General features: G+C 59.1%; 15 protein-coding genes. 12 read left to right on the forward strand and 3 right to left on the reverse strand.

What is annotated here, in order from left to right; translation table 11 throughout:
• The first annotated feature begins 868 nt into the window (after positions 1 to 868).
• The 12 genes from JZY08_RS19475 (at position 869) to JZY08_RS19530 (ending at position 17231) form a co-directional block, all read left to right on the forward strand.
• Positions 869 to 1135 carry a helix-turn-helix domain-containing protein gene (locus tag JZY08_RS19475; RefSeq protein ID WP_216333237.1) on the forward strand — a complete coding sequence of 89 codons (267 nt, stop codon included), beginning with the start codon at positions 869 to 871 and terminating at the stop codon, positions 1133 to 1135.
• Between the two features lie 12 nt (positions 1136 to 1147).
• Positions 1148 to 2392 (forward strand): type II toxin-antitoxin system HipA family toxin, encoded by a 1245-nt coding sequence (locus JZY08_RS19480; RefSeq protein ID WP_216333238.1) that lies wholly within the window; start codon positions 1148 to 1150, stop codon positions 2390 to 2392.
• A gap of 479 nt (positions 2393 to 2871) precedes the next feature.
• Entirely contained in the window at positions 2872 to 3981 is a 1110-nt protein-coding gene (locus JZY08_RS19485) for a hypothetical protein (RefSeq protein WP_216333239.1), read from the forward strand.
• Positions 3982 to 4509: 528 nt separating this feature from the next.
• Positions 4510 to 5415 carry a hypothetical protein gene (locus JZY08_RS19490; RefSeq protein WP_216333240.1) on the forward strand — a complete coding sequence of 302 codons (906 nt, stop codon included), beginning with the start codon at positions 4510 to 4512 and terminating at the stop codon, positions 5413 to 5415.
• Between the two features lie 82 nt (positions 5416 to 5497).
• A complete protein-coding gene (locus JZY08_RS19495) occupies positions 5498 to 5917 on the forward strand; it encodes a hypothetical protein (RefSeq protein WP_216333241.1) in 420 nt (139 codons plus the stop codon).
• A complete protein-coding gene (locus tag JZY08_RS19500) occupies positions 5917 to 7953 on the forward strand; it encodes an ATP-binding protein (RefSeq protein WP_216333242.1) in 2037 nt (678 codons plus the stop codon). Before JZY08_RS19495 ends, JZY08_RS19500 begins: the two co-directional genes overlap by 1 nt.
• The gene (locus JZY08_RS19505; RefSeq protein WP_216333243.1) at positions 7946 to 8695 is read left to right on the forward strand and encodes a hypothetical protein; all 750 of its coding nucleotides are present in this window, start codon (positions 7946 to 7948) and stop codon (positions 8693 to 8695) included. Before JZY08_RS19500 ends, JZY08_RS19505 begins: the two co-directional genes overlap by 8 nt.
• Before the next feature lie 651 nt (positions 8696 to 9346).
• On the forward strand, positions 9347 to 9664 hold the full coding sequence (locus JZY08_RS19510; protein ID WP_216333244.1) for a hypothetical protein: 318 nt from the start codon (positions 9347 to 9349) through the stop codon (positions 9662 to 9664).
• A gap of 221 nt (positions 9665 to 9885) precedes the next feature.
• On the forward strand, positions 9886 to 13275 hold the full coding sequence (gene hsdR / locus JZY08_RS19515) for a type I restriction-modification system endonuclease (protein WP_253204153.1): 3390 nt from the start codon (positions 9886 to 9888) through the stop codon (positions 13273 to 13275).
• Between the two features lie 13 nt (positions 13276 to 13288).
• Positions 13289 to 14770 (forward strand): N-6 DNA methylase, encoded by a 1482-nt coding sequence (locus JZY08_RS19520; protein WP_216333245.1) that lies wholly within the window; start codon positions 13289 to 13291, stop codon positions 14768 to 14770.
• Complete coding sequence (locus JZY08_RS19525) at positions 14770 to 16281, forward strand: restriction endonuclease subunit S (protein WP_301183742.1); 1512 nt, start codon at positions 14770 to 14772, stop codon at positions 16279 to 16281. The genes JZY08_RS19520 and JZY08_RS19525 overlap by 1 nt, the downstream gene beginning before the upstream one ends.
• A gap of 14 nt (positions 16282 to 16295) precedes the next feature.
• The gene (locus JZY08_RS19530; protein WP_216333249.1) at positions 16296 to 17231 is read left to right on the forward strand and encodes a restriction endonuclease; all 936 of its coding nucleotides are present in this window, start codon (positions 16296 to 16298) and stop codon (positions 17229 to 17231) included.
• A 169-nt stretch (positions 17232 to 17400) separates the two neighbouring features.
• On the opposite strand, the gene JZY08_RS19535 is transcribed toward JZY08_RS19530, so the two are convergent.
• The 3 genes from JZY08_RS19535 to JZY08_RS19545 form a co-directional block, all read right to left on the reverse strand.
• Positions 17401 to 18048 (reverse strand): hypothetical protein, encoded by a 648-nt coding sequence (locus tag JZY08_RS19535; protein WP_216333251.1) that lies wholly within the window; start codon positions 18046 to 18048, stop codon positions 17401 to 17403.
• Complete coding sequence (locus JZY08_RS19540) at positions 18045 to 18809, reverse strand: DUF4276 family protein (protein WP_216333252.1); 765 nt, start codon at positions 18807 to 18809, stop codon at positions 18045 to 18047. Before JZY08_RS19540 ends, JZY08_RS19535 begins: the two co-directional genes overlap by 4 nt.
• 191 nt (positions 18810 to 19000) lie before the next feature.
• Positions 19001 to 21619, reverse strand: a complete 2619-nt coding sequence (locus JZY08_RS19545; protein WP_216333253.1) for a DEAD/DEAH box helicase — start codon at positions 21617 to 21619, stop codon at positions 19001 to 19003.
• Positions 21620 to 21778 lie beyond the last annotated feature (159 nt).

Genomic DNA, 21778 nt, shown 5'->3' on the forward strand with positions numbered 1-21778 from the left:
ACGGAAAAGCCCGATTACGATACTTCGAGCGATACATTGCGCGATACATTTTGGCAAGTCGACGTTTTTCGAGCGTTGTCTGACCCTGATTTGATCTCACGATCGGGATGATCGTGGAGCCTCTACGGCTCAGACCGGTGGCACTGTTCTTTGGCTGAAAGCGGCCTTGACCTGCGGCGGGTGCCACCTGCCCTTTGCCAGCCTGGAACGCACGATGGACGCATGCGTTACGGCGTCCACAGGATGCTTCGCCTTGTACCGCGTTGCATTGCAGAAAAGGCAGGCCGCCACAATGTTCGGTGCGACATCCTTGCCGCCATCGCATCTCGCCTCAACATGCTCAGCGGTACACCGAAACCGTTTTGCCAGACCAAGCGAAAGTCCATAGTGCACGATGAACTCTCGCGGACTGTCGTCCCACATCGGCAGCTCACAATAGAAGCACCGTCCGCCTTGGCGCTGCGCAGCCTGCTTTCTCAGATTCTTCAGTTTGTTTGATGGCATGAATCCACGTCCTTTGCTTCATTGCTGAAGCGGACGTGCAATGGCCGGATACGGCCACCCCTCAGTTGGGAGGATGTTCCTCGCACAAGACGACGTAAATCTACGTCACTCCGCAGTCTTTGAGCGGTACGAGCGCCTATTGGACGTTTCGCTGACGAGTTCGTGTAAAACTCCAGGCGAGCAACTTGTCTCGCCTCCATCCATCGTCAGCTTACCAAAAGTTCTATGGTGATCAAGTTCGGGATGTTAGCCTTCCCGATCGGGAGGATTCCCGGATGGAATGCGATTCCTTCCTCTTCGGTAAGTTTTCATGGATTGTTGTCAATTCTTCCTGTACGGTAAGCTCCCCATGAGGAGACGTATCATGATCCGTTCAGCGGCAGAATTCGGCGCGCTTGTCCGAGAGCACAGGAAGAAGCAGGGGTGGACGCAAAACCAGCTCGCGGAACGCTGCGGCACCGGGGAACGCTTCATCGTCGACCTGGAGAACGGCAAGCCCAGCTGCCAGCTCGAGAAATCCCTGATCGCGGCCCGAACGGTCGGCATCGATCTCGGCGACCTGAAAACCGCAGCACCGCCTGCTGCCACGGAAGCCGATGACGATCTCGGCTACCTGCCCCGTTTCTCCTGATCAGGCGTCGCCGTGACCACGATCTACTACGAGAGCTTGCCCGTTGCCAATCTCATCGACCGCGATGGGATTTCGCTTGCCTATGAGCCAAGCTGGGAGCAACGCGCCTCGGCATTCCCGATCTCGCTGACCATGCCTTTGCGGTCCGGCACCTATGGCGCTGAACAGATTATGCCCTGGCTTGCCAATCTTCTGCCGGAAACGCATCTCTCCGAGATCGGTCAGCAGCTGAAGGTTTCGCCACAGGACATTGTCGGCCTGCTGACGCGCCTTGGGCGCGATACCGCCGGGGCCTTTTCGATCGGCGAACCGCGCCGAGACGGAAATAATTTCCGCGTCGTGCCGGATGAGGCATCGCTCGAGCGCATTTTGAACGAACTGCCAGAGCGACCTTTCCTGGTCGGAGAGCGGGGCGTGTCGATGTCCTTGGCAGGCGTGCAGGACAAGCTGCCGGTCTACCTTGATGCGGATGGTAAGATCGCGATTCCCGTCGATGGCACGCCATCCACGCATATTCTGAAGCCCGACATCAGACGCCTGACCTGCAGTGTTCAGAATGAAGCCTTCTGCATGACCCTCGCCAGGCTCTGTGGGCTGGAGACAGCCGAAGTGACGACCGGTCGGGCCGGGAACAGAGACTACCTGCTGGTCAAGCGCTATGACCGCATCGCCGACGCTCAAGGGACAATCCGCCGCGTCCATCAGGAGGATTTCTGCCAGTTGCTCGGGGTGTTCCCGGCGGAAAAATATGAGCGCACCGGCCTTGGGCAGCAAGGCGGCGCGTCGCTGGTTCGTATGTTTGAAGCGCTGGCGCGCTACGTGTCGCCCGCCGAACGACTGAAGCTGTTGGACGCCGTCATGCTCAATATTCTGATCTGCAACTCCGACTCCCACGCCAAGAACTATTCCGTTCTCGTCGGTGCCGCCGGAACAGCCAAACTAGCGCCGCTCTACGACCTGATGTGCGCGGCAGTCTATAAGCAGGTTGACCAGTCGCTTCCTCAGCAGATCGCAACAAAGCGGAATGCAAACGAACTTCACGGCAATGACTGGCGACAATTCGCATCGGCCGTCGGCCTGAGCCCTGCTGTCGTCACAAGACGGGTACGGGAGCTCTCGGACCGGGTTGCATCAAAGCTCGAAGAGGCACTGGGGGAGACAGAGCGCTATCCCTCTTTTCATCGAGACTTCGGGGCGAACCTCCTCTTCCTCATTCGCAAGAGGTGCCAGCGGATCGGACGACAGGCTGCTGGGTAGTCGATATTCCTGCCCCGAGGCTTTAACGTCGTTTGGAGGCAAGACGGTGTGTGGACTGATCCTGATGGCTTCAAAAAGCTATTCCGAGCGCGTGAGGGGCGGGAACCGGATTTTCCGAAGCAGCGGTGAAAACATGTTGCCTGGTCGTTGTCGATGAAAGGGTCTCGCGATCAATCGCGAACATGACGTTTGAGACGTGCTACCTGGCTAGCGGAGGCGTCAGCGCCATACTCAAGAACGCCAACCGCAACCATATAGTGCATTAGGCATTCCTTGATTGGAAATTATTTCAGAAAAAATGCGCACCGGAATCGTTGAATAATTTCCGTCTCAAAAAGGGAATGAATTCGGAAACTTTAAAGTTTACTATTGTTTTTCAATGTGTTGACAATGTCGGTTGTAACGGCTTTCGAAATTTCATGTCATCATTATCTCACGGTCGCTACTGAAGACCGGATGAAACATGGAGATAGGAAGACATGGCAAAATACACGCAAAAGAAGATCGCAGCCAAGCTGGCGGCGAAGGCCGCGACCGACGCTGACGAGATCAGCCCGGAGCAGGAAGGCGAACTGAAAGCACTCGGCGAAGGCATCCTGTCGCTCGGACGCCGAACGACCGAGCAAGCCCTCGAACTGGGTGGCTACCTCGCGCGCGCAAAATCCATTCTTCCGGAGAGGGCGTTTGGCGCATGGGTCAGGGCAATCTGCAAGTTCACGCCCAAGACGGCGCGCAACTACATTGCCGTTCATGAACACCTGTCCGAATACAAGGATCGGCTCGTGACGGCTGCCGTCGCACCGACCACTCTGTTCGTGCTGGCCTACGCCGAACAGCCAGACGTCGAACGGGTCATCTCGGCAATCGAGGATGGCGAGCAACTCACCGTCGCCCAGGTGAAGGCGATGGTCGGTGCGATGCCCGCGAAAAAGGCGACAAATGAAGGGGTCCTCGACGTCGGCGGAATGGCCGGTCTGCGCAAGATAGCCGAGCTGAAAGTCGAGGAGGACTCGGTGAAGTTCCTCCAGCTGACAACCGGCATCCTGAAACGCGTCGAGAAGGCCATGGAACCGCTGGCGCAGAACCGTGCGGTGTTCAAGGGTCCGCTGCAGGAATTGATCATGGACGACTGCAAGCACGCGCACGATCTGATCAACAGCATCGCGGCCCCCTTGCAGCCGGCGATGGTTGCAAGCGTCAATTGGCGGCCGGCCAAGCTGACGGAAGGCACGACCTGGCGCAAGGTGCAGGAGCTTCTGTCCGCCATGGGTGGAGCCAACGGCTGGCCGGGCAAGGAAGATTTCGTCCCCTGGCTTCAGGCCGAGGTCATTCCCCTGCTTCGCTTCGTCGTCCACGGCGATGCCTTGCAAGGCGACGCTGACGGGGAGGATCGTGCGGATGCCGCCGCTCCGCTCGATAAGGATGCTGACGATGGGCTGCCCGCATTCGAAGACATGCCCCCCAAGATACAGGAAACCATCGAGAATGCCCTGGAGATCGTGTCACCCGAGCGCCGGGACGAGATCAGGAGCCAGATCGTTTTCGATCCCAAGTCCATGAAACGCCAGTACAAGAAGCTGGCAGCTTGAAGATGACGTCCAGGAGCCCCGCCACCGTGCGGGGCCTTTGCGTTCACCGCTTCGGCGGACGCGTCGTCCGTTAACCATACCGGAGCTCTGTTGTTCCGGGTGTGTTCCAACCGGCTTGCCGGACACGTTTCTCCGGGCTATGTCGACAGGGTCAGCAGAAATTGAATATCTGCAGACACTTAGCGGCCCCCGTTGGTGCTACCAACACCAACGAAGGCCTGACCCGCAACCTTGTCGTAGAAGGACTTGGGCTATGTCGACCCATATCTGCTTCGCTTCCGAACGGGAAGCTTTCTCGTCTCCTGATCCTGTTGATGACCGCGCGTCGCCGCGGCGCCGGTTGGCGTGCTGCACGATTGCGCATGCCTCTGGGCTGGCACTCGCCTGATTCAACAGCTGATCGTCCCTGACTTCGGACACGGCTTCGTTTGAAGCCAGTCGGCCACCGGACGCGGAAATCATTTCCGCGTCGGACGTCGTGCGCCTGAAGTTTGCGGGCCGATCGCCACCGTCAGCAGGAGCAATACCATGACGACCATTTCTTCCGGTGCGCCTGGCGCGCCCGCCTATCCACATGCCGTCGATCTCGACGCCCTCCGGCCGCGCTTCGAAGTCCTGATCGACGAGCTTTCGTCGCAACCCCTCTCTGCCGGCGCTCTTTCCAAGGCGCTTGCCGGGGGTGTCTCTGAAGCCGCCGCGATCCTGCGCGCCATTCCCATCCAGGAAGGGCGGCTGCTGGAGCGTGGCATTGGGATCATCGCCGACCTTAACCCGGACCTCGCGGTGCTGACGCAAAATCTACGGCTGCCGGTCACCAAGACGGCGCTCGAGCTGGTCGAGAAAAACGATCCGAAACACTTTCGGTCCCTGACGCTCGATGCGGATACCGGCGGGCGCAAGACGTATACGCCGGACCTGATCCTCGTGAACCGGAAGACAAAACTTGCCCACGTCATCGACGTCAAGCGCAGCCTCGGCTCCTACGAAGTCTCCCGCATCAACGAGCTGAAGAGCCGTATGCTGGCCGCAGCACTCGTCGTTCCCGATCTCCTTTACCGCGACCATCATCGGCTGGTGGCCGAAGAAGTCCGCGTCGTCACCCTGAACGCAGAAAACCAGCGTTCCGACATTGCTGGCGGCGTCTGGCCCCTCAGCAATCTCGATCATCTCGTCGAGGTCGGCGGGGCGGGGAAGGCGATCGGCATGCTGCGTGAACGCTTCCATGGTCGGATCGACGAGAACTGGAAACTGGCTCGGAATGCCTTTGCCGGACCGAAGGAGGCACGGGTCCGTCGCGGTGCCTCGGCGGACATCACTGACGCGAGCGGAAACGAAGTTTGTGACCCAGGCCCGATCACCGAGGTCCGTCAGCCAACCGGTCGTGGCCAAATCCGGGTCGGTTTCGCCCGCATCCCACGGACCAGCACGGGCTGACCGGCCCGCTCACGTTCCTTTCCGCTTTCTGTTCCATTCGTTCGCGCCGAACCGTGCTGTTCGGCGACAGGAGACGTCTGTCATGAGCCGACACACTTCCAACGTGATCCCTTTCCCAAACAACCTTCCGCACGAAGTACCTTCGACGCCGAAGCCATCCAGCCGGCTGAAGCGACTGGCGAAGTTGCAAGAGGCGACGAGCTGCGTGGCGACTTCCAGGTCACAAGCCATTCCTCAGGCCGTGGCCATGTGCGCGGCTATGCCCGACGCCTTGCCCGATCCGGCGATTGTCGCCCAGGTCGTGATCGGCTTTGCCCGACGCAAGGGCATCGCTATGGCCAGCATCCCGAAAATCTTCCGTGAGCAGCTCCTCGCGCTGTGTGCGGCCGGCGATCCGACGGCGCTGATGTTACGCGACTGGCTCGAGGGCAATCGCAAGCTGCTGGCCGTCGATGGGATGCCGACTCCTCAAATTATTCATGGAACGGAGGAGGGCGCGTGATGGAAACGCCTACTGATCGCATCACGCGCTACCTGCTTGCCCGCATCCGTCGGCTGACCATCCTCGACCTTTACGAGCGCGCGTCAGTCGTCGGATTGCTGGAGGCGGGCTTCATCGTGGCTGGGGATGAGACGGCAGGGACGGTCTGGCGGGTTCCGGAGCAGTCCTTGCGTCTGCTCAACGCCGACCCGGCCAAGGTGCGCGCCGAAATGATGCGGCGTCTCGGGAAAGCGCCATACAAGACGACGGCAATCGACGTGCTGATCCAGGACCTTCCCACAAAACCCATCCATGGAAACGTCCGTTCCACCCCGAAGGGCAGGACCGATCGGGAAAGCCTTGCCGCAGGCCGCCCGAAACCGGGACCGGTCTCTGCCGCGAAGGGACCGGAGAAGACGCCATCGGCATCCAGCGAATTCCTGGCGCTGCTTCGGCAGCACATTGCTCCGCCAAGCGTCGCGCATGTCGCAGTCGCCCTCCTGGTCGCCCGTGCCGTTGGTTCAAGCGTTCCCGACTTGTCGGCCCTGTCGGCCGTTCTTCGGAACCCTGGAGCCTTCGTGCTGATCAAAGCGCCGGTTGGCCGTTTCGAACGCCGCTTCGGCCTTATGCTCGAGGACGGCCTGATCGTTCCCTACTGGACCAAGCTCGAAGACGTCCATCGCAGCAGCCCGCTCTCGGACGGTTACGGTGATCGCCGCCGGGGAAAGACCCGCAAGACGATCAAGACACTCGCCGGCACCGATGTGCCGAAGGCCGTCGAACGGTCGTTGAGCCGGTTCCTCGTGGATGTTCTGCTGGAGCGGTCAGCGCCCGTGGTTCTTGCCGATGAGACAAAGACCGCTCTTCCGCCTTTTGTGTCTATGACGGCCGATCTCGTTCTTGAGACCGGTGGTCTCGATCATGGACTGATCGCGGAACTCCTGCAGACTTGTTGCGGCATCGCGCCGAAGCAGTCGCTGCGGCAAATGGAGAAGATGGCTCTTGATCTTGAGGGTCTTTCGATCGACGCGCTGGCGTTGGCTGTTCGTCCCGGGCGCGGTCTCGAACACATCTTGTCGATCCTCGAAGTCCTCGGAGAACGGGCGCGCTCAGCCGACAAGTCGGACGAAGACGACGATGACGGCCGCGGCTCCGGGCGCGGCAGCGATCGGTCGGGGCGGCCGAAGGTCAAGAGCCGTTTCCTGATCAAGGACGGTGATGACCCACCAAAATCCGTGGATGGCGTCGATGTCGTTCAGCCGGAGAAGCCGGCGGAGACATCCGGGAAAGAGAACAGCGGCAGCGTATCCGTTGATCCGGCCAATCCGGAACACAGCCGGCTGCGTCAGCTGCGGGTCGAGACGCTCTCGGGCTATGGCGACGCACGCGACTGGGCGCTCGACCTCAAGACAGACCTTCAGCTCTGGCGCGACGGTGGGCTGGCCTGGAGCGAGATGAGTGCGAAACTGATCCTGTCAGGACCGCCCGGCACTGGCAAGACGACTTATGCCCGCGCGCTCTGCAATAGTTTGCAGGTTCCGCTGCTGGTGACGTCGGTAGCCTCCTGGCTTGAGCCTGGTTATCTCGGTGACGTCCTCAAGCGCATGTCCAAGGCTTTCGAGCTGGCACGGGAAAATGCTCCGGTCATCCTGTTCATCGACGAAATCGACAACATCGGAAGCCGGTCGGCAGGTCGACGGGAGCAGCATGATGACTACTGGCGCTCGCTGATCAACCGGCTGCTTGAGCTTCTTGATGGAGCCTCGAAGACCGATGGTGTGATCGTCGTTGCGGCGACGAACCTCCCCGAAAAGATCGATCCGGCCCTGTTGCGATCCGGGCGTCTGGAAAAGCATGTCGCCATCCCGCTGCCGGATACGGAGGCGCTGGCCGGCATTCTTGCTCATCATCTCGGAGACAATCTGGCTGGTGTGTTGGCCTCTGCGCCGTCGGGCAGCCCCCAAATGATCGAAGCAGCACGGCAGCACCATGCCTATGTCGGTAGTGATGCAGATGTCATCGACCAATCCAATCGCGGAGTATCCCAAGATGCCTGAAGCCAGCAATACGATCACACCTGAGCAGCATCTTGATCTTCGACGGCTGGCCTTGCTGGCGAGCGGTAGTACCGGAGCCGACATCGAACGACTTGTTCGTGACCTTCGCCGGAAAACCAGAAGGCAACAGCGGTCGCTGACCTGGGGCGATCTTGAGCATGCCCTGCTTGCCGGCCAGATGAAACTCTCGGACGATGTGCGCTGGCGCACCGCCATTCATGAGGTCGGTCATGCGATCGCCTTCTGTGACATGGGGATCGCAGAGATCATTACCGCAAGCATCGGGATCGGAGGAATGGGGCAAGTGGTCAGTCGGCAATGTCAACATCTCCCGCAGACGCAGGACTGGCTGATGCGCAGCATCGCCTGCATGCTGGCCGGGCGGACGGCAGAGCTGCTGATCTTTGGCGACACGGTGGCCGGGGCAGGTGGATACGATGATAGCGATCTCGCCAAGGCCACCGAACATGCGGTCGCCGCCGAGACCCGGCTCGGGTTCTCCGATCATCAGCCCTTGCTCTATCGGTCCGTGGCTGGCTCGATCAACGAGCTCAGCCTCGACCGGCATCTGGCTGACCGGGTCAACAATCGCTTGATGGAAGCCGAAGCGATGGCTCGCAGTCTGCTGGAGGACCGCCGGGATGCTCTGATCGCCATCGCCATGCGGTTGAAGGATGTCGGGGTCATGACGGGCGAGGAGATCACGCGCCTGCTCATCGCGTCCCCTGGTCCACCAATCTGACAAAAAACGACGGGGGCTCCGAAACCGCGATTCCTGCCGGCGCCACTCCGATTCACCGTTCCCGAATGCCGATTCCGAAGTCGCGGAAATCGATTCCGATCTGCGGAAGTTCGATTCCTACATCCGCCCCGGTGCCGTCGCGCCGAGTTCGATTTGCCTGTCATCGGCAGCGCGTCGGAGGTGGCGGAGGCTATAAGAAGACGATGACGAAGTGCATGGAGTTGACCCTCGATGCCTCACCACAATCTAGCCGGAGAGCTGGTTGGAAAGGCCTCAGGGTATGTTGTCGAGAGTTGTGATGCTGTCCACCCGCCGAAGGCGGCATCTCAGCTTGGCGGCAATGCGCTTCACGCCGGCTCAAGGCTTCTGCAAATCAACACCCGTCAGATCAAAACACCATGCGTTGGTCTATGTTGCAGGCAACTCGAAACACATCATCTCAATTTACGCTTCCGCGATTCCTATCCAAGATTTGTCGTTTCCAAAGTCCTGATCGGCGATTCCGGCAAACCGCGTGTGCAGGCCGGAAGCCGTCTGGCTGGCGATGGATTCGATCCAGCCTCCCCTGTCCGAAATGTCAACATAGGCAGCCCCGCTTGTTCCTTGCGTGGCCGGCACCGAGGCTGAGGCTCCACAACAAGGAGACAGGCAATGCCCCGGAAATCGAAGAAACAACGCAATGCAGAACAGGTCGCCCGGCAGCAGCGGGTGAGGGGTGATGCTCGGGATAGGCGTCGGCCGTCTCGTGACGATCTGGCGAGGGTGCTGCTCTGGCAGATGATCACGGCCGCTCAGGGACGTGAAGATGCGCGGGTCGCCCTGGACAAGCTCTCCGAAGCCATCGTCGGCGAGCTGGAACGCCAGGGTTTTGACGTCCGCGAGAGCGAGGATGTCTTCGAAGAGCTTGCTGATCGTTATGCCGATGGTCTCGTTCCCTTCCGTCCCAAACGTCATCTGATGCCTGTCTAGCTATCGCTCTGTCGGCATTCTCCTGCAAACGCCGTTTTGTTCTATACCCCCGTCTTCTCCCCATTACTCTTGATCACGGCGTTTGCAGAGGAATCGAAAAAATAGGGTCATATCCTTCGGGCGGCAACACGGACCTTAGAAGAGGTGCAGCCAATTTCCTGAGTGCTACCTTGCCTAGAAACAGGCTTGTGTAAGCGGTTGAAATAGATAAGTTTCATCGCATGATGGGAGACGCGGGAAACTTTGCCTTTCTAGCCGGAAACAATCCGCAGCTTGCGCGGCTGGGTTCACTTGCCGAGCGCTATTTTCACGACGACCCGCCGACATCCCTGGTGAAGCTTCGCCAATTCGCCGAACTCGTCGCAAAGGACGTCGCCGCCCGCCAGGCGCTTTTGACAACTGACCGTATGTCGTTTGATGAAGTGCTGAGCGTTTTGCGCGCCCGCTCGGTCCTCCAGCGGGAGGTCGCCGAATATTTCTATCATCTGAAGCGTGCGGGCAATCTGGCTGCCCACGAAGACCGGGGCACCAGAAGCGATGCCCTGACGGCTCTCAAAGTGGCACGCGCCATCGGAGCGTGGTTCCACCAATCTTATGGGAATGCGCCGTCGTTTCGACCGGGTCCCTTCGTCCCGCCTTCGCCACCCGCAGATGCGAGTGAAGCTCTGCGGCAGGAAATCGAACGTCTGCAGAAGGTCGTCACGGAAAGCACGGATGCTGAGGCCAAGGCACGGCTGGCGGCGCAGCAGGCAGAGGAGGCGCGCCGGGAACTGGAAGGCAGAGCCGCCACCGAGGCGCAGGACCGGGCTTTCTGGGAAGCGCAGGCGCAGGAAACCGAAGCGGCCCTGCGGGACGCCGAGCGGGTTCTTGCCGAAACGCAGGCCCGTGCCGCCGCCATGCCCACCCAGCAACTGGACCTGTTGGCTGAGGCGGCGGCGAGAAGCGCCGACCATATCGAGATCGACGAAGCGACGACGCGAGTCCTCATTGATGAGCAGTTGCGATCAGCCGGTTGGAAGGTCGATACCGCACTGCTGCGGCATGGAAACGGAACACGGCCGGGCCGGGCTGAAGCCATTGCGATTGCCGAATGGCCGACGGGCAGCGGTCCCGTCGATTACGCTTTGTTTATTGATGGCCGCTGCGTCGGCGTCATCGAAGCAAAGCGGCAAATCCGGGATGTGCCAGGCCGCCTCGGTCAAGCGAAACGCTATGGCCTTGGCATCAGGTTGACTCCAGATGAGCAAGTCCCCGACAGCCCGTGGATCGATGGCCTTGATCAGTTCCGCATACCCTTCATGTTCGTCACCAATGGGCGACCTTATGTGAAGCAGCTCGCAACCAAATCGGGCACGTGGTTCTGGGATGCGCGAACCAAAGCGCCGCCGAGAGCACTGGCCGAATGGTTTTCCCCGCGAGACTTGATCGAGCGCCTGGAGCAGGACGTTTCTGACACCAACCCAGGCTTTGCGGACCGGGAGATCGGCGTCACCGGCCTTCGACCCTACCAGCAGGAAGCAATTCACGCCGTCGAAGAGGCGATCGGGCGGGGGCAGGACCACATCCTGCTTGCCATGGCGACCGGTACGGGGAAAACCCGGCTTGCCATTGCCCTGATGTACGAACTCCTTCGTGCTAAGCGCTTTCGCCGCATCCTCTTTCTCGTGGACCGCAACGCGCTCGGGCGTCAGACGCTCGATGCCATGAGCACGACAGATACCAGTGGTTTCCTCAAGTTCGATCAGGTCTTCCCCGTTGCAGAAATGGCGCGCAAGCTGGCTGAGGCGACGGACCGCGTGCAGGTTGCAACCGTCCAGGCCATGATCCGGCGCATTTTCGACGACCCCAACGCCGAGCGGCCGACCCCTGGAACCTACGATCTCATCATCGTGGACGAAGCCCATCGCGGCTACACGCTGGATGCCGAGCTGCGCGAGGACGATCTCGGCTTCCGCAATCTGGATGACTACTTGTCGGCCTATCGCCGTGTCCTCGATTACTTCGACTCCACCAAGATCGCGCTCACCGCCACGCCTGCCTTCCACACCCGCGAAATCTTTGGGGCGCCGGTCTTCCGTTATGGCTACCGGCAGGCGGTCATCGACGGTTATCTGATCGACCATCGCCCGCCGCGCCGCATCACCACAGCGCTCAGCCAAACCGGCATCTCCTTCGACAAGGGCGAAGAGGTCAACATCATCGATCCCCGCACGGGCCAGGTCGATCTGTTCGATCTGGACGACCATGTGGATTTCGAGGTCGCCGAGTTCAACAAGAAGGTCTACACCCGCGCCTTCAACCGGGCGGTAGCCGCCGCAGTAGCGGCGGAGTGCCCGCCCGACCAGCCCGGCAAGACCCTGCTATTTGCCGCGCGGGACGACCATGCCGACCTCCTTGTTGAGGAACTTCGCGCAGCACTCGTCGGGGAATACGGTCCTCAGCCCCACGATATTGTCGAGAAGATCACCGGCTCGGTCGATAAGCCCGGAGACCGGATTAAGACCTTCAAGAACGATCCGCGGCCCAAATATGTCGTCACCGTCGACCTTCTTTCAACGGGCATCGACGTGCCAGCCATCACCAACCTCGTCTTTGTCCGCCGCGTCAACAGCCGCATCCTCTACGACCAGATGATTGGCCGTGCCACCCGTCGCTGCGATGAGATCGGCAAGGAATATTTTCGCATCTTTGACGCCGTCGATATCTACGCGAACCTGCAGGAGGTGACGGATATGCGGCCGGTCGTGGTCGATCCAACCTTGAGTTTCGCAACGCTGGTTGGCGACCTCAACCGAGCATTGACCGACGAGGATCGCGCATTCGTCCGGGACCAGATCGTCGTGAAGCTGCGCCAGCGGTTGAAACGGATCGATGACGACCAGCGGGAAAAGCTGGAGACGGTGCTGGGCCCGCTGGAGCCTCTGGTGGAGCGCCTGAAATCTGCGCCGCCTGCAGAGATCGCTTCTTTGTTCCAGCAATACCCCTCGCTCACGACCATCCTCGATGCTTCGGGCAAAGGTGGCCGTGGCGATGGCATCTATATTTCCGAACATGAGGATGAATTGATCTCGGTCGAGGATGATTTTGGCGGCAAGGCGAGTCCGGTCGATTACATCGAAAGCTTCGAGACGTTTGTTCGCAGCAACATGAACGCCATCCCCGCCATGGTCGCCGCCACCCAGCGCCCGCGCGAACTGACGCGCAAGGAACTGAAGGAGCTGGCCATCCGCCTCGATGCGGAAGGGTTTTCCGAAGCGCGTCTCCGGCGCGCCTATGGCAGCGCCCGCAATGCCGATATCGCCGCCCACATCATCGGCTTCGTGCGCCAGGCGGCATTGGGTGATCCGCTGGTGCCTTACGAAACCCGGGTCGAAAACGGCGTGCAGAAGATGCTCGCCAGCCGTGCCTGGAGCCAGAAGCAGAAACAATGGCTCACCCGCATCGGCCGCGCCCTGAAGGCTCAGCCGATCAGCGATCCCGAAATTCTGTCCGAACCATTGTTTGCACAGGCTGGCGGGTTCGACATGGTGGACCGGGAGTTCGATTCCGGTCTAGGAGATGTGCTCAAGGATTTGAATGCCGCCATCTGGGATGGTGGCCAGGTAGCCTGACGAAAGTTTTGCCATGAACCCCTCTGCCGATCTCGTGAACAAGCTCTGGCGTCTCTGTGCTTTGTTGCGCAAGGACGGCGTCACCTATCAGCAATATGTGACGGAGCTGACCTATCTCCTGTTCCTGAAGATGGCCTCCGAGCAGAAGGACGAAAGCCGCATTCCGGAACAATACCGCTGGGGGGCGCTGAAATCTGCGAGCGAAACCGAGGTGCTGCAACGCTACCGGCAGGCGCTGATCGATCTTGGCGACGGCACCAAGATCGCCGACCGTTCCGTCGTCGCCATCTTCCAGAATGCCGCGACCATCGTGCGCGAGCCCGCCAACCTGCGCAAGCTGATCGATGCCATCGACGGACTGCACTGGTTCAGCGAGGAGCGCGACCGTTTCGGCGATGCCTATGAGGGCCTGCTCCAGAAAATGGCGGAGGAGACCAAGCGGGGCGCCGGCCAGTATTTCACCCCGCGTGTGCTGATCGACGTCATGGTGAAGCTGATGAAACCGCAGCCGAACGAGGTGATCCAGGACCCGGCCGCCGGTACCGGCGGTTTTCTGATCGCCGCCAACAGCTACATGAAAGAGAAAACGGACGATTATTTTGCATTGTCACCCAAGCAGCAGGCTTTCCAATTGCAGGACGCATTGCGCGGCGTCGAAAACGTGCCGGACACCTTCCGCCTGCTGCTGATGAACCTGCATCTGCATGCCATCGATCCCAACCATATCGACCTTGCTGATACACTCAGCCCGCGCGGCTCGGAGGCAAAGTTCAAGAATGCCAATCTCATCCTCACCAATCCGCCCTTCGGACCCGCCGGCGGTCCGCCGACCCGCGACGACCTGACCATCACCGACCGGGTTTCCTCCTACCAGCTGCCCTTCGTCGAACATTGCATCCGCGCGTTGAAACTCGGTGGCCGCGCCGCTGTCGTCGTGCCGGACAACGTGCTGTTCGATGACGGGCGTGGCAAGGAGCTGCGCCGCCGGCTGATGAGCTGGTGCAACCTGCACACAATTCTGCGCCTGCCGACCGGCATTTTCTATGCGCAGGGCGTCAAGACCAATGTGCTGTTCTTCACACGCTCTACTGAAGAAGCGCCGATGGAGGACGCGACGAAGGCAGTGTGGATTTACGACGCTCGCTCGGGCGCGCCCTCCTATGGCAAGACCAACGCCTTCAAGGCCGCCGATCTCGAAGGTTTCGTGGAAGCCTTCGGCGAAGACCCGAACGGTGCCTCGCCGCGTGAGGCTCAGGGAGAAACCGGCCGCTTCCGCAAGTTTACCCGTGAGGAGATTGCCACTCGTGGCGACAATCTCGATATCACCTGGCTGAAGGATACCAGCACGGAGGCCGAAGACGGGCTGGAGACGCCGGAAGATATTGCGCTTGCCATCGAGGGCCATCTGAAATCGGCGCTGGAGGAAATTGCAGCGCTGATGGCGGAACTGGAGGGAGATGCCATCGAGTTGGTGGTACCGGAGGCAGCGGAGTAATGAGCGGAAGGGCAGCAACAGACCGCATACTGCGGGGTCGCTTCGGTATTTCCGTGAATGATCCAGGGCATCCGACACCCCCGGGATGGGTTCGCACCCCATTGACCGACATTGCCGACCTCGGGACAGGGCATACGCCAAGTAGAAATCATCCGGAGTATTGGGACGGGGATGTTCCCTGGATCGGAATTCGCGATGCTGGCGCTCATCATGGAGGAATTATCAACACGACCGCTCAAACGATAACGCCGCTTGGGCTGGAAAATTCGTCGGCAAGGATGTTGCCGAAAGAAACCGTCTGCCTCTCCCGAACAGCGTCAGTCGGCTACGTCGTCAAGATGGGCCGCGACATGGCGACTAGCCAGGATTTTGTTACATGGAGTTGTAGTCAGGCGCTTGATCCGGACTTTCTAATGTCCGCCCTCTTGGCAGAAGGGGAGGATATTCGGAAGTTTGGAGAGGGATCGACACACACCACGATTTACTTCCCTGCGGTCAAGGCATTTCATCTCGACTTGCCTCCCATAACGGAACAACGCCGGATCGTTGCAAAGCTGGATGCGCTGACCGCCCGCATAGCGCGCGCCCGCGCCGAGTTGGCTCGCGTACCGGTGCTGGCTGAAAAACTCCGGCAATCAGTTGTGGTTGATGCTTTCTCGGGGCGGCTTACCGAAGAGCTTCGAAGAGCCTCTCAGCTCAAAGCCGAAGACAACGAACATCTCGACAATCTCTTCGCACGGAAGACCAAAGCGAAGCGAAAGAAGCCCGCTGCGGCAATCGACTGGCAACCGAAGTTGGCCATCCCTGATGAGTGGCGTTGGGTGTCAGTTGACCGGGTGATCGCCATTGCCCAATATGGATCGTCATCGAAAACAGATGAGAACTCAGATGGCGTGCCAGTGCTCCGCATGGGCAATATCCAGAGCGGTGAGCTGGATTTCTCGAATCTGAAGTATTTGCCGCTTGGTCATCACGAATTCCCAGACCTTCTACTCACAGATGGCGATGTTCTTTTCAATCGCACGAACAGCTTCGAGCTTGTGGGAAAAAGTGCGGTGTTTCGCGGCGCTTCAAGGCCGATGTCGTATGCATCATATCTCATACGGCTTCAGTGCTGCGGCATTTTACCTGACCTGCTTGTACGCTACCTCAACTCGCCGCTGGGCCGCTCCTGGATCGAAAGCGTTGCAAGCCAGCAGGTGGGACAGGCGAATGTAAATGGAACGAAGCTGCGTTCACTCGGCATTCCACTGCCTTCGGAGGAAGAACAGGTGGAAATGAAGCGACTTATGGACGTAGCGTTCGCCCGCGCCGACCGCCTCGAAGCCGAAGCTGCGCGTGCTCGGAAACTGCTCGACCGGCTGGAGTCCACCATCCTCGCCAAGGCCTTTCGCGGCGAGCTGGTGCCGCAAAACCCGAATGACGAGCCGGCGGAAAAGCTTCTGAAGCGCATCCGCGCCGATCGTGCAGCCGCGCCGAAACCCAAACGCGCCCGCCGCGCTGCTACCTGACCTCGGACAAGATCATGCCCATTCCCGATTATCAGTCCCTCATGCTCCCGGTCCTCAGACTTGCCGCTAACGGCGAGACGCGCGTGCCGGAGGCAGCGGACAAGTTGGCCGATCAGCTTGGCCTTTCCGTTGAGGAGCGGGAGGAGATGCTGCCCAGCGGGCGACAGCGCCTGCTCCACAACCGCCTGCACTGGGCAAAATTCTACATGACCAGGGCGGGTCTGATCGACAGCCCGGCACGGGGCCGGTTCTTGGCAAGCGAGTTGGGCCGCAAGCTGCTCGGCACCAACCCCGCCTCCATAAACGTCGATACCCTGAAAGCCTATCCGGCCTTCGTGGAGTTCTATGCCTCAAGCAAGTCCGGCTCCGGTAGTCCGGATGCGACCGCAAACGGTACCGGTGACACCATCGACGCGGCCACCTCCGCCACGCCGGAGGAACAGATTGACGCCGCGCAGGCGCTTCTGAACCAGGCCCTGAAGGCGGACCTGTTGCAACGCATTCTGGCGCAGAGCCCGACCTTCTTCGAGCGCGCCATCGTCGATCTCCTGGTCGGCATGGGCTATGGCGGCAGCCACGAGGATGCGGCCCGACGGCTTGGCAAGACAGGGGACGGCGGTATCGACGGCGTGATCGACGAGGACCGCCTCGGCCTCGACCGCATCTATGTCCAGGCCAAGCGCTATGCCCCGCATGTCGGCGTCGGTCGGCCAGAGGTGCAAGGTTTCGTCGGCAGCCTCGTCGGCTTCGGCGCAACAAAAGGCGTCTTCGTCACCACATCAAGCTTCAGCACGCCCGCTACGGATTTCGTCCGCCATCTCCCCCAGCGGATCGTCCTCATCGACGGCGACCGCCTCGCCGACCTGATGATCGAACACGGCGTTGGCGTCCGCGTGGCGCGCATGGTCGAAGTAAAGCGGCTGGACGAGGATTTCTTCGTCGAGGAGTGATCCTTACTCGCATGGTGAGTTGGCACCAACGCGGAAATCATTTCCGCAGTCCCGCCGATGAGACAGGCGGCTAACAATACATCCAACGCATGCGTGCCTTCCGCTTTCAGCCCAAGCGGCCAAATGGATGTCAGGCGGAAATCTTTTTATTTACAGAGTCCAGCGAAAGTCATCCAAAGATTGAGGAGCTTGGAGCTTCATGGTGGGTGATTGGCTGCCCTTGACCAGCGAGCCAGACGCAAAGATGCTGCCACATCTGATTACAGCACGAGTAAATAGACATTGCATCGTTATCATCGGATGCACCAAGCTCCTCCAATCGAGTCTCTGCATCAACGCACGCGTCTTTAATGGCAGTGAATACATCTCCGACCGAGACTGGATCAACTCCCGTTGGAAAAGCTTGCTTCAGCCCGAGCAGCAAATCCCTGAACACCGTTGAGTACGGTGCTCGTTCGTCTGGAGCGGTTATAGCACAGTCATATCCCCACCACGTCGAACCGTGCGCGGCAAAGGTTTCTCCAAGTCCTTTAGCTGTATGGCACGCCCAGCAGAAAATTTTGTACCCACGCAGATTGACTGCATCGGGAGCGGACAAGGCCGGTTCTCCATGTGAGTCCAAGACAGCATCTGGCGAGCCGTGGCTCATCGCGAAGATCAGATTGTCTGGTGTATTGTTTTGAAACTCGGAATGTAAACGCGCGCGAGTCGCATCGGCAGCAAAGAGGATAAGGTCGCTTTGCTCCTGCATTTGTAACGCAATAGCATGATTGGCCTGCGTAGCAGGATCGGTGGAGGAGACAAAGAAAATGGTCATTTATTTGCCTGCCGTGCGATGAGATCGCGGGCAACTCTCAGTAGCTCTGTAGCATACTGATTTCCAAGGGGCGCTCCATCTGCAATTGCTTTAGCTAATTCACCGGCGCTAACCCGCGCACCTGTCAATGTTTTCCACACCACCTTCGACTCCGGCAGTTCTCGCAGCAATGTGGAGACTACATCACGGGTATCCGAGAGTTTGCCGACTGGTAACATGAAACTGAACTCAGCACCTACCAGCGCGGCGACTCCCTCAACAAACGCCCGTAATGAAGGAGAGCGAACGGCAGCCAAGCTTATGTCGAAATCCCCACCGCTCGGGTAATGTTTGGCGGAGCCAAATACGTTCATAGCGAACTGTTTTGGATAGGGGATCATCTCGGGCAGCGGCGCGCGTTCAATCATTTCCTGGGCATGGAGGCTGCGAGCTGCGTTCTTCGCAAATTCGGGATCAGCGAATATCCATGCCTCGATTGTGGGAACAGCACAAAATACGTCAATTGATGGACGCCCCAACTGGTGACGTGCCAATTCTCTCGAGTCTGCGACGCTCGCCTCGTCGGCATCGACGAGGGCGACAAACTTATGCTGATGATCATTTTTCAGTTGGCGGATATAAGATGCAATCTTTCTCTTGCCGCCCATTGCGCGAACATTGATCTGCGCTTTTTGGTGCAGCCCTAAAGCTTCGAACAGCGTTAGGACCATCGAATGGTCTGCTGGGCCTTCTACGAATACGGTAAGATGGGGATTTGTCATCGGAGGCATTTCTTGGGACGGGATTTTGACGTGAATCGATTTGTCTTGAAGAGTCAATAAAGCTTAACCAAGGTGCTCAGTAATAGAGCCAAACCGGCCCCTTTCTGAGCGGAAATTTCACGCACTAAAGCGCTGTGTGTCCGCTTCTGGCGCAAATCAGAAGAACGCTACCTTAGGCTGACACCAGTCGGTTAATCTTGGTGCTGATCGCTCTTCGACTTACCGACAAATTCAAACACATCGGCCGCGACTTGAAGACGGTAAACGATGGTAGTTAGCGTCAGACCTTCCTTATGCAGACGATCCTTGGTCTCATCCTTCCAGAACAGGTCGCTATGCGGCGGCAGCTTCGCCTTCAGTTCCCGAATGGTCTGAATGGCCTTTTTGGCCCATTTATGAAAATCATTGACTGACCAGTAGAGCACTTTGCCCAATGCAGGTTTCGCGCCGATCCCTGCCTTGACGCACGGTGTTATGAGAACTGCGGTGATGTTCAATTCGCCCGCTCCGTGCACGTTTTCCTTGATCCAGTCGGGGTGCATCGCGGCCTGTTTAGCCTTTTCGGCCCCCAGCACTGTCGTATCGCTGCCGTTCGCGTGATCCTCGAATACGATACCTTTGGTCTCTCCAAGCCACCATGGGTCGGGCGCAGCGTCGGACTCCTCGTTCCCCACGATGAAACCGAGCAATTCCCCTAATTCGCGGTGACCTTCCTCGAAAGTCTGCGGCTTTCCCAGATTATTCAGGATGCGCTTCGCTTTCTTTTCGAACGCTCGCTCGTTCGCCGTGCCCATCGCCAACAGCGCGGCTTCGAGACGTTCGACTTGTACGATCGCATCCTCATCTACAACCTCGGCCTCAGCAGCCTCGTTTGTCGATTGCGCCTTAGAAAGACGTGCCAGCCAGCCGACGGCCGGTGCGGCCTTCATCGCTTCGCCGAACTGTTCGCGTGCCGCATGCTGGTGAGCGTCGTTGGCTGACTTTGACATCGACCAGGCCACCGAGCCCGCGAGATAGTGCCACAGGGCTCGATAACCACGCAACTCGGGCGCGGTCAGCTTTGCCGTGATTGCACGGGCCTCGATGAGGGCTGTGTCGGCATCGCCCATCCACAGAGCCTTCGAGTAGCGTATCTCGTGGGCGACGACATCTTCGAGAATGTCCATCGCGGGATAGGGTGTTTGAGTATAGTTTTTCGCGTCGTCAAGAATCTCGGCGTTCGCCTGACCCCAATCATTCTTGTTGGCTAGGAAGCTCTTGAAGTTGGCAACAAGGTCGTCCGTCTGGACATCCTTCGACTGTTCAACCCCGAACGCGAGTTCCGCCTGAAGTTCGGGATGGAAATGCGCCCAATTGCGGTCATCGGCCAAGTATTCGAGCAATTCGTGACCAGTGATGAACACCGCGGAACGATCTTGAAGCGCTCGGGTACATCGCCCGGCAGCCTGCAATACACGCGTCTGAAGTCGCTCGTTGAAAAGCGCCGTCGCGCTCATTTTGGTCATCAAAAAGCGCTCTTGGGCGTTGGTCGCTTTGGGAAGACCATCGAGGCAAAGCAGGCGGCACTCATCGTTGGGGAAGTCGATGCCATCGAAGCGGCCAGCCATGATGGCGGCGGCCTTCTCAGCGACGACGAAATCCTCCTTCGAATTTTCGATGTCGGCAGCGTCGAAGACTTCGAAGCCTTCCAGTTTCTCGACCTGCTTGCGGATGGTCGTTGCTGCCGCGTTGTTCGGCGTCAGCACGACAGACCGTCCAGCGAGCTTTTGCATTCTCAAGCGAAGCTCCTCGCTTTCGGCCGGTTCAAGCGACAGGCCCGGAAAGATAAAGAAACGACGCCCCACGCCAGTTGACCGGAAACCTTCGGGGGCCGGCAGGCGCTTGATCGAAGCGGTGCCCATCAACCGTTCCAGATCGCCACCGGCCCCCAATGTTGCGGACATGTAGATGCGCTGGGTCGCGCTGGCGAACGGAGTATGGGTCCACACCGGCGGTATCAGCGGACGGATGAGGATTTCACGAGATGCGAGATAGATGTGGCAGGACCGTAGGTGGTCGCGCAGTAAACGCCAGCGGAACGTCACGTCGTCGCTGGCATCGGAATTAGCATCCAGAATTGCTGTGAGCTTCGGCGCGATTTCCTGAAGTACGGTGGAGGGCAGCTTGTCCACCCAAGTCGCATCGGACGGGTCTCTCCACTCTCCGGTCAGACGCGCGTAAGATTGGCTGGTCAGATAGGGCCGTAGTACGTCGCTCACGGCGGCATGAATCGTTGCATGTTCCTGGTCGTCGGCCGGTATCTCCAGCGACCACATCTTGGCGATGTAGTTCTCGGCGGCATGAGCATCGTCAACGATGACCAAATCTGGTTTGCTGAAGAAGGGGCTTACATTGAATAGGCTCGAATAGGTCGTTACGGCGATCTTGCTCCCGGTCGTGTAGTCGGACTTCGCGGCAGCAGAATATTCCCGCTTGGAACTGGTGAAACCGACTGCGTCGATTCCATAGCGATTTTGTGCCTGGTCGACGGTCTGATTAACGAGTTGGCGCGTGGGGCAAAGATAGACTACGCGCTCCTTAAACTTGCGCCGCCGCCACTCCGCGATCAGCAAGCCAACTAGGGTTTTCCCGCTGCCAGTGGGTAGCTGAAGGGCTACATCCTTCTCACCAACCATTTCATTGCCATAGGCAATGAGCATGTCACGCTGGTGGGTCATAACATCCGGCAGTTTACGCCGCGTGAGTGTTTGGAACAGCTTGGCGGGAGAGTCCGGCGCGCCAGGTGACAAGGTGTTCTTCTTGAAAGCCATAATGTCTTACCTGCACTAAAATGCTCAGAGAAAGGATCGCAAACGTTATCATTGCGAATTCAGATTTGCGCAACCCTAAGAAGATAGAAATTTGAAGGAATTAGGGAGCCGATGACTTGTCCGCGGCGACTAACGCCTAGAAGCTGATGACATCAGCGT

Source organism: Rhizobium sp. X9, assembly GCF_018873185.1.
GTDB lineage: Bacteria > Pseudomonadota > Alphaproteobacteria > Rhizobiales > Rhizobiaceae > Agrobacterium > Agrobacterium oryzihabitans.

Coding starts and splice junctions, on each gene's coding strand:
- JZY08_RS19495 (WP_216333241.1), top strand. CDS start 5,498: ATGAGCCGACACACTTCCAACGTGATCCCTTTCCCAAACAACCTTCCG.
- JZY08_RS19535 (WP_216333251.1), bottom strand. CDS start 18,048: ATGACCATTTTCTTTGTCTCCTCCACCGATCCTGCTACGCAGGCCAAT.
- JZY08_RS19520 (WP_216333245.1), top strand. CDS start 13,289: ATGAACCCCTCTGCCGATCTCGTGAACAAGCTCTGGCGTCTCTGTGCT.
- JZY08_RS19510 (WP_216333244.1), top strand. CDS start 9,347: ATGCCCCGGAAATCGAAGAAACAACGCAATGCAGAACAGGTCGCCCGG.
- JZY08_RS19475 (WP_216333237.1), top strand. CDS start 869: ATGATCCGTTCAGCGGCAGAATTCGGCGCGCTTGTCCGAGAGCACAGG.
- hsdR (WP_253204153.1), top strand. CDS start 9,886: ATGATGGGAGACGCGGGAAACTTTGCCTTTCTAGCCGGAAACAATCCG.
- JZY08_RS19540 (WP_216333252.1), bottom strand. CDS start 18,809: ATGACAAATCCCCATCTTACCGTATTCGTAGAAGGCCCAGCAGACCAT.
- JZY08_RS19525 (WP_301183742.1), top strand. CDS start 14,770: ATGAGCGGAAGGGCAGCAACAGACCGCATACTGCGGGGTCGCTTCGGT.
- JZY08_RS19545 (WP_216333253.1), bottom strand. CDS start 21,619: ATGGCTTTCAAGAAGAACACCTTGTCACCTGGCGCGCCGGACTCTCCC.
- JZY08_RS19530 (WP_216333249.1), top strand. CDS start 16,296: ATGCCCATTCCCGATTATCAGTCCCTCATGCTCCCGGTCCTCAGACTT.
- JZY08_RS19500 (WP_216333242.1), top strand. CDS start 5,917: ATGGAAACGCCTACTGATCGCATCACGCGCTACCTGCTTGCCCGCATC.
- JZY08_RS19490 (WP_216333240.1), top strand. CDS start 4,510: ATGACGACCATTTCTTCCGGTGCGCCTGGCGCGCCCGCCTATCCACAT.
- JZY08_RS19505 (WP_216333243.1), top strand. CDS start 7,946: ATGCCTGAAGCCAGCAATACGATCACACCTGAGCAGCATCTTGATCTT.
- JZY08_RS19485 (WP_216333239.1), top strand. CDS start 2,872: ATGGCAAAATACACGCAAAAGAAGATCGCAGCCAAGCTGGCGGCGAAG.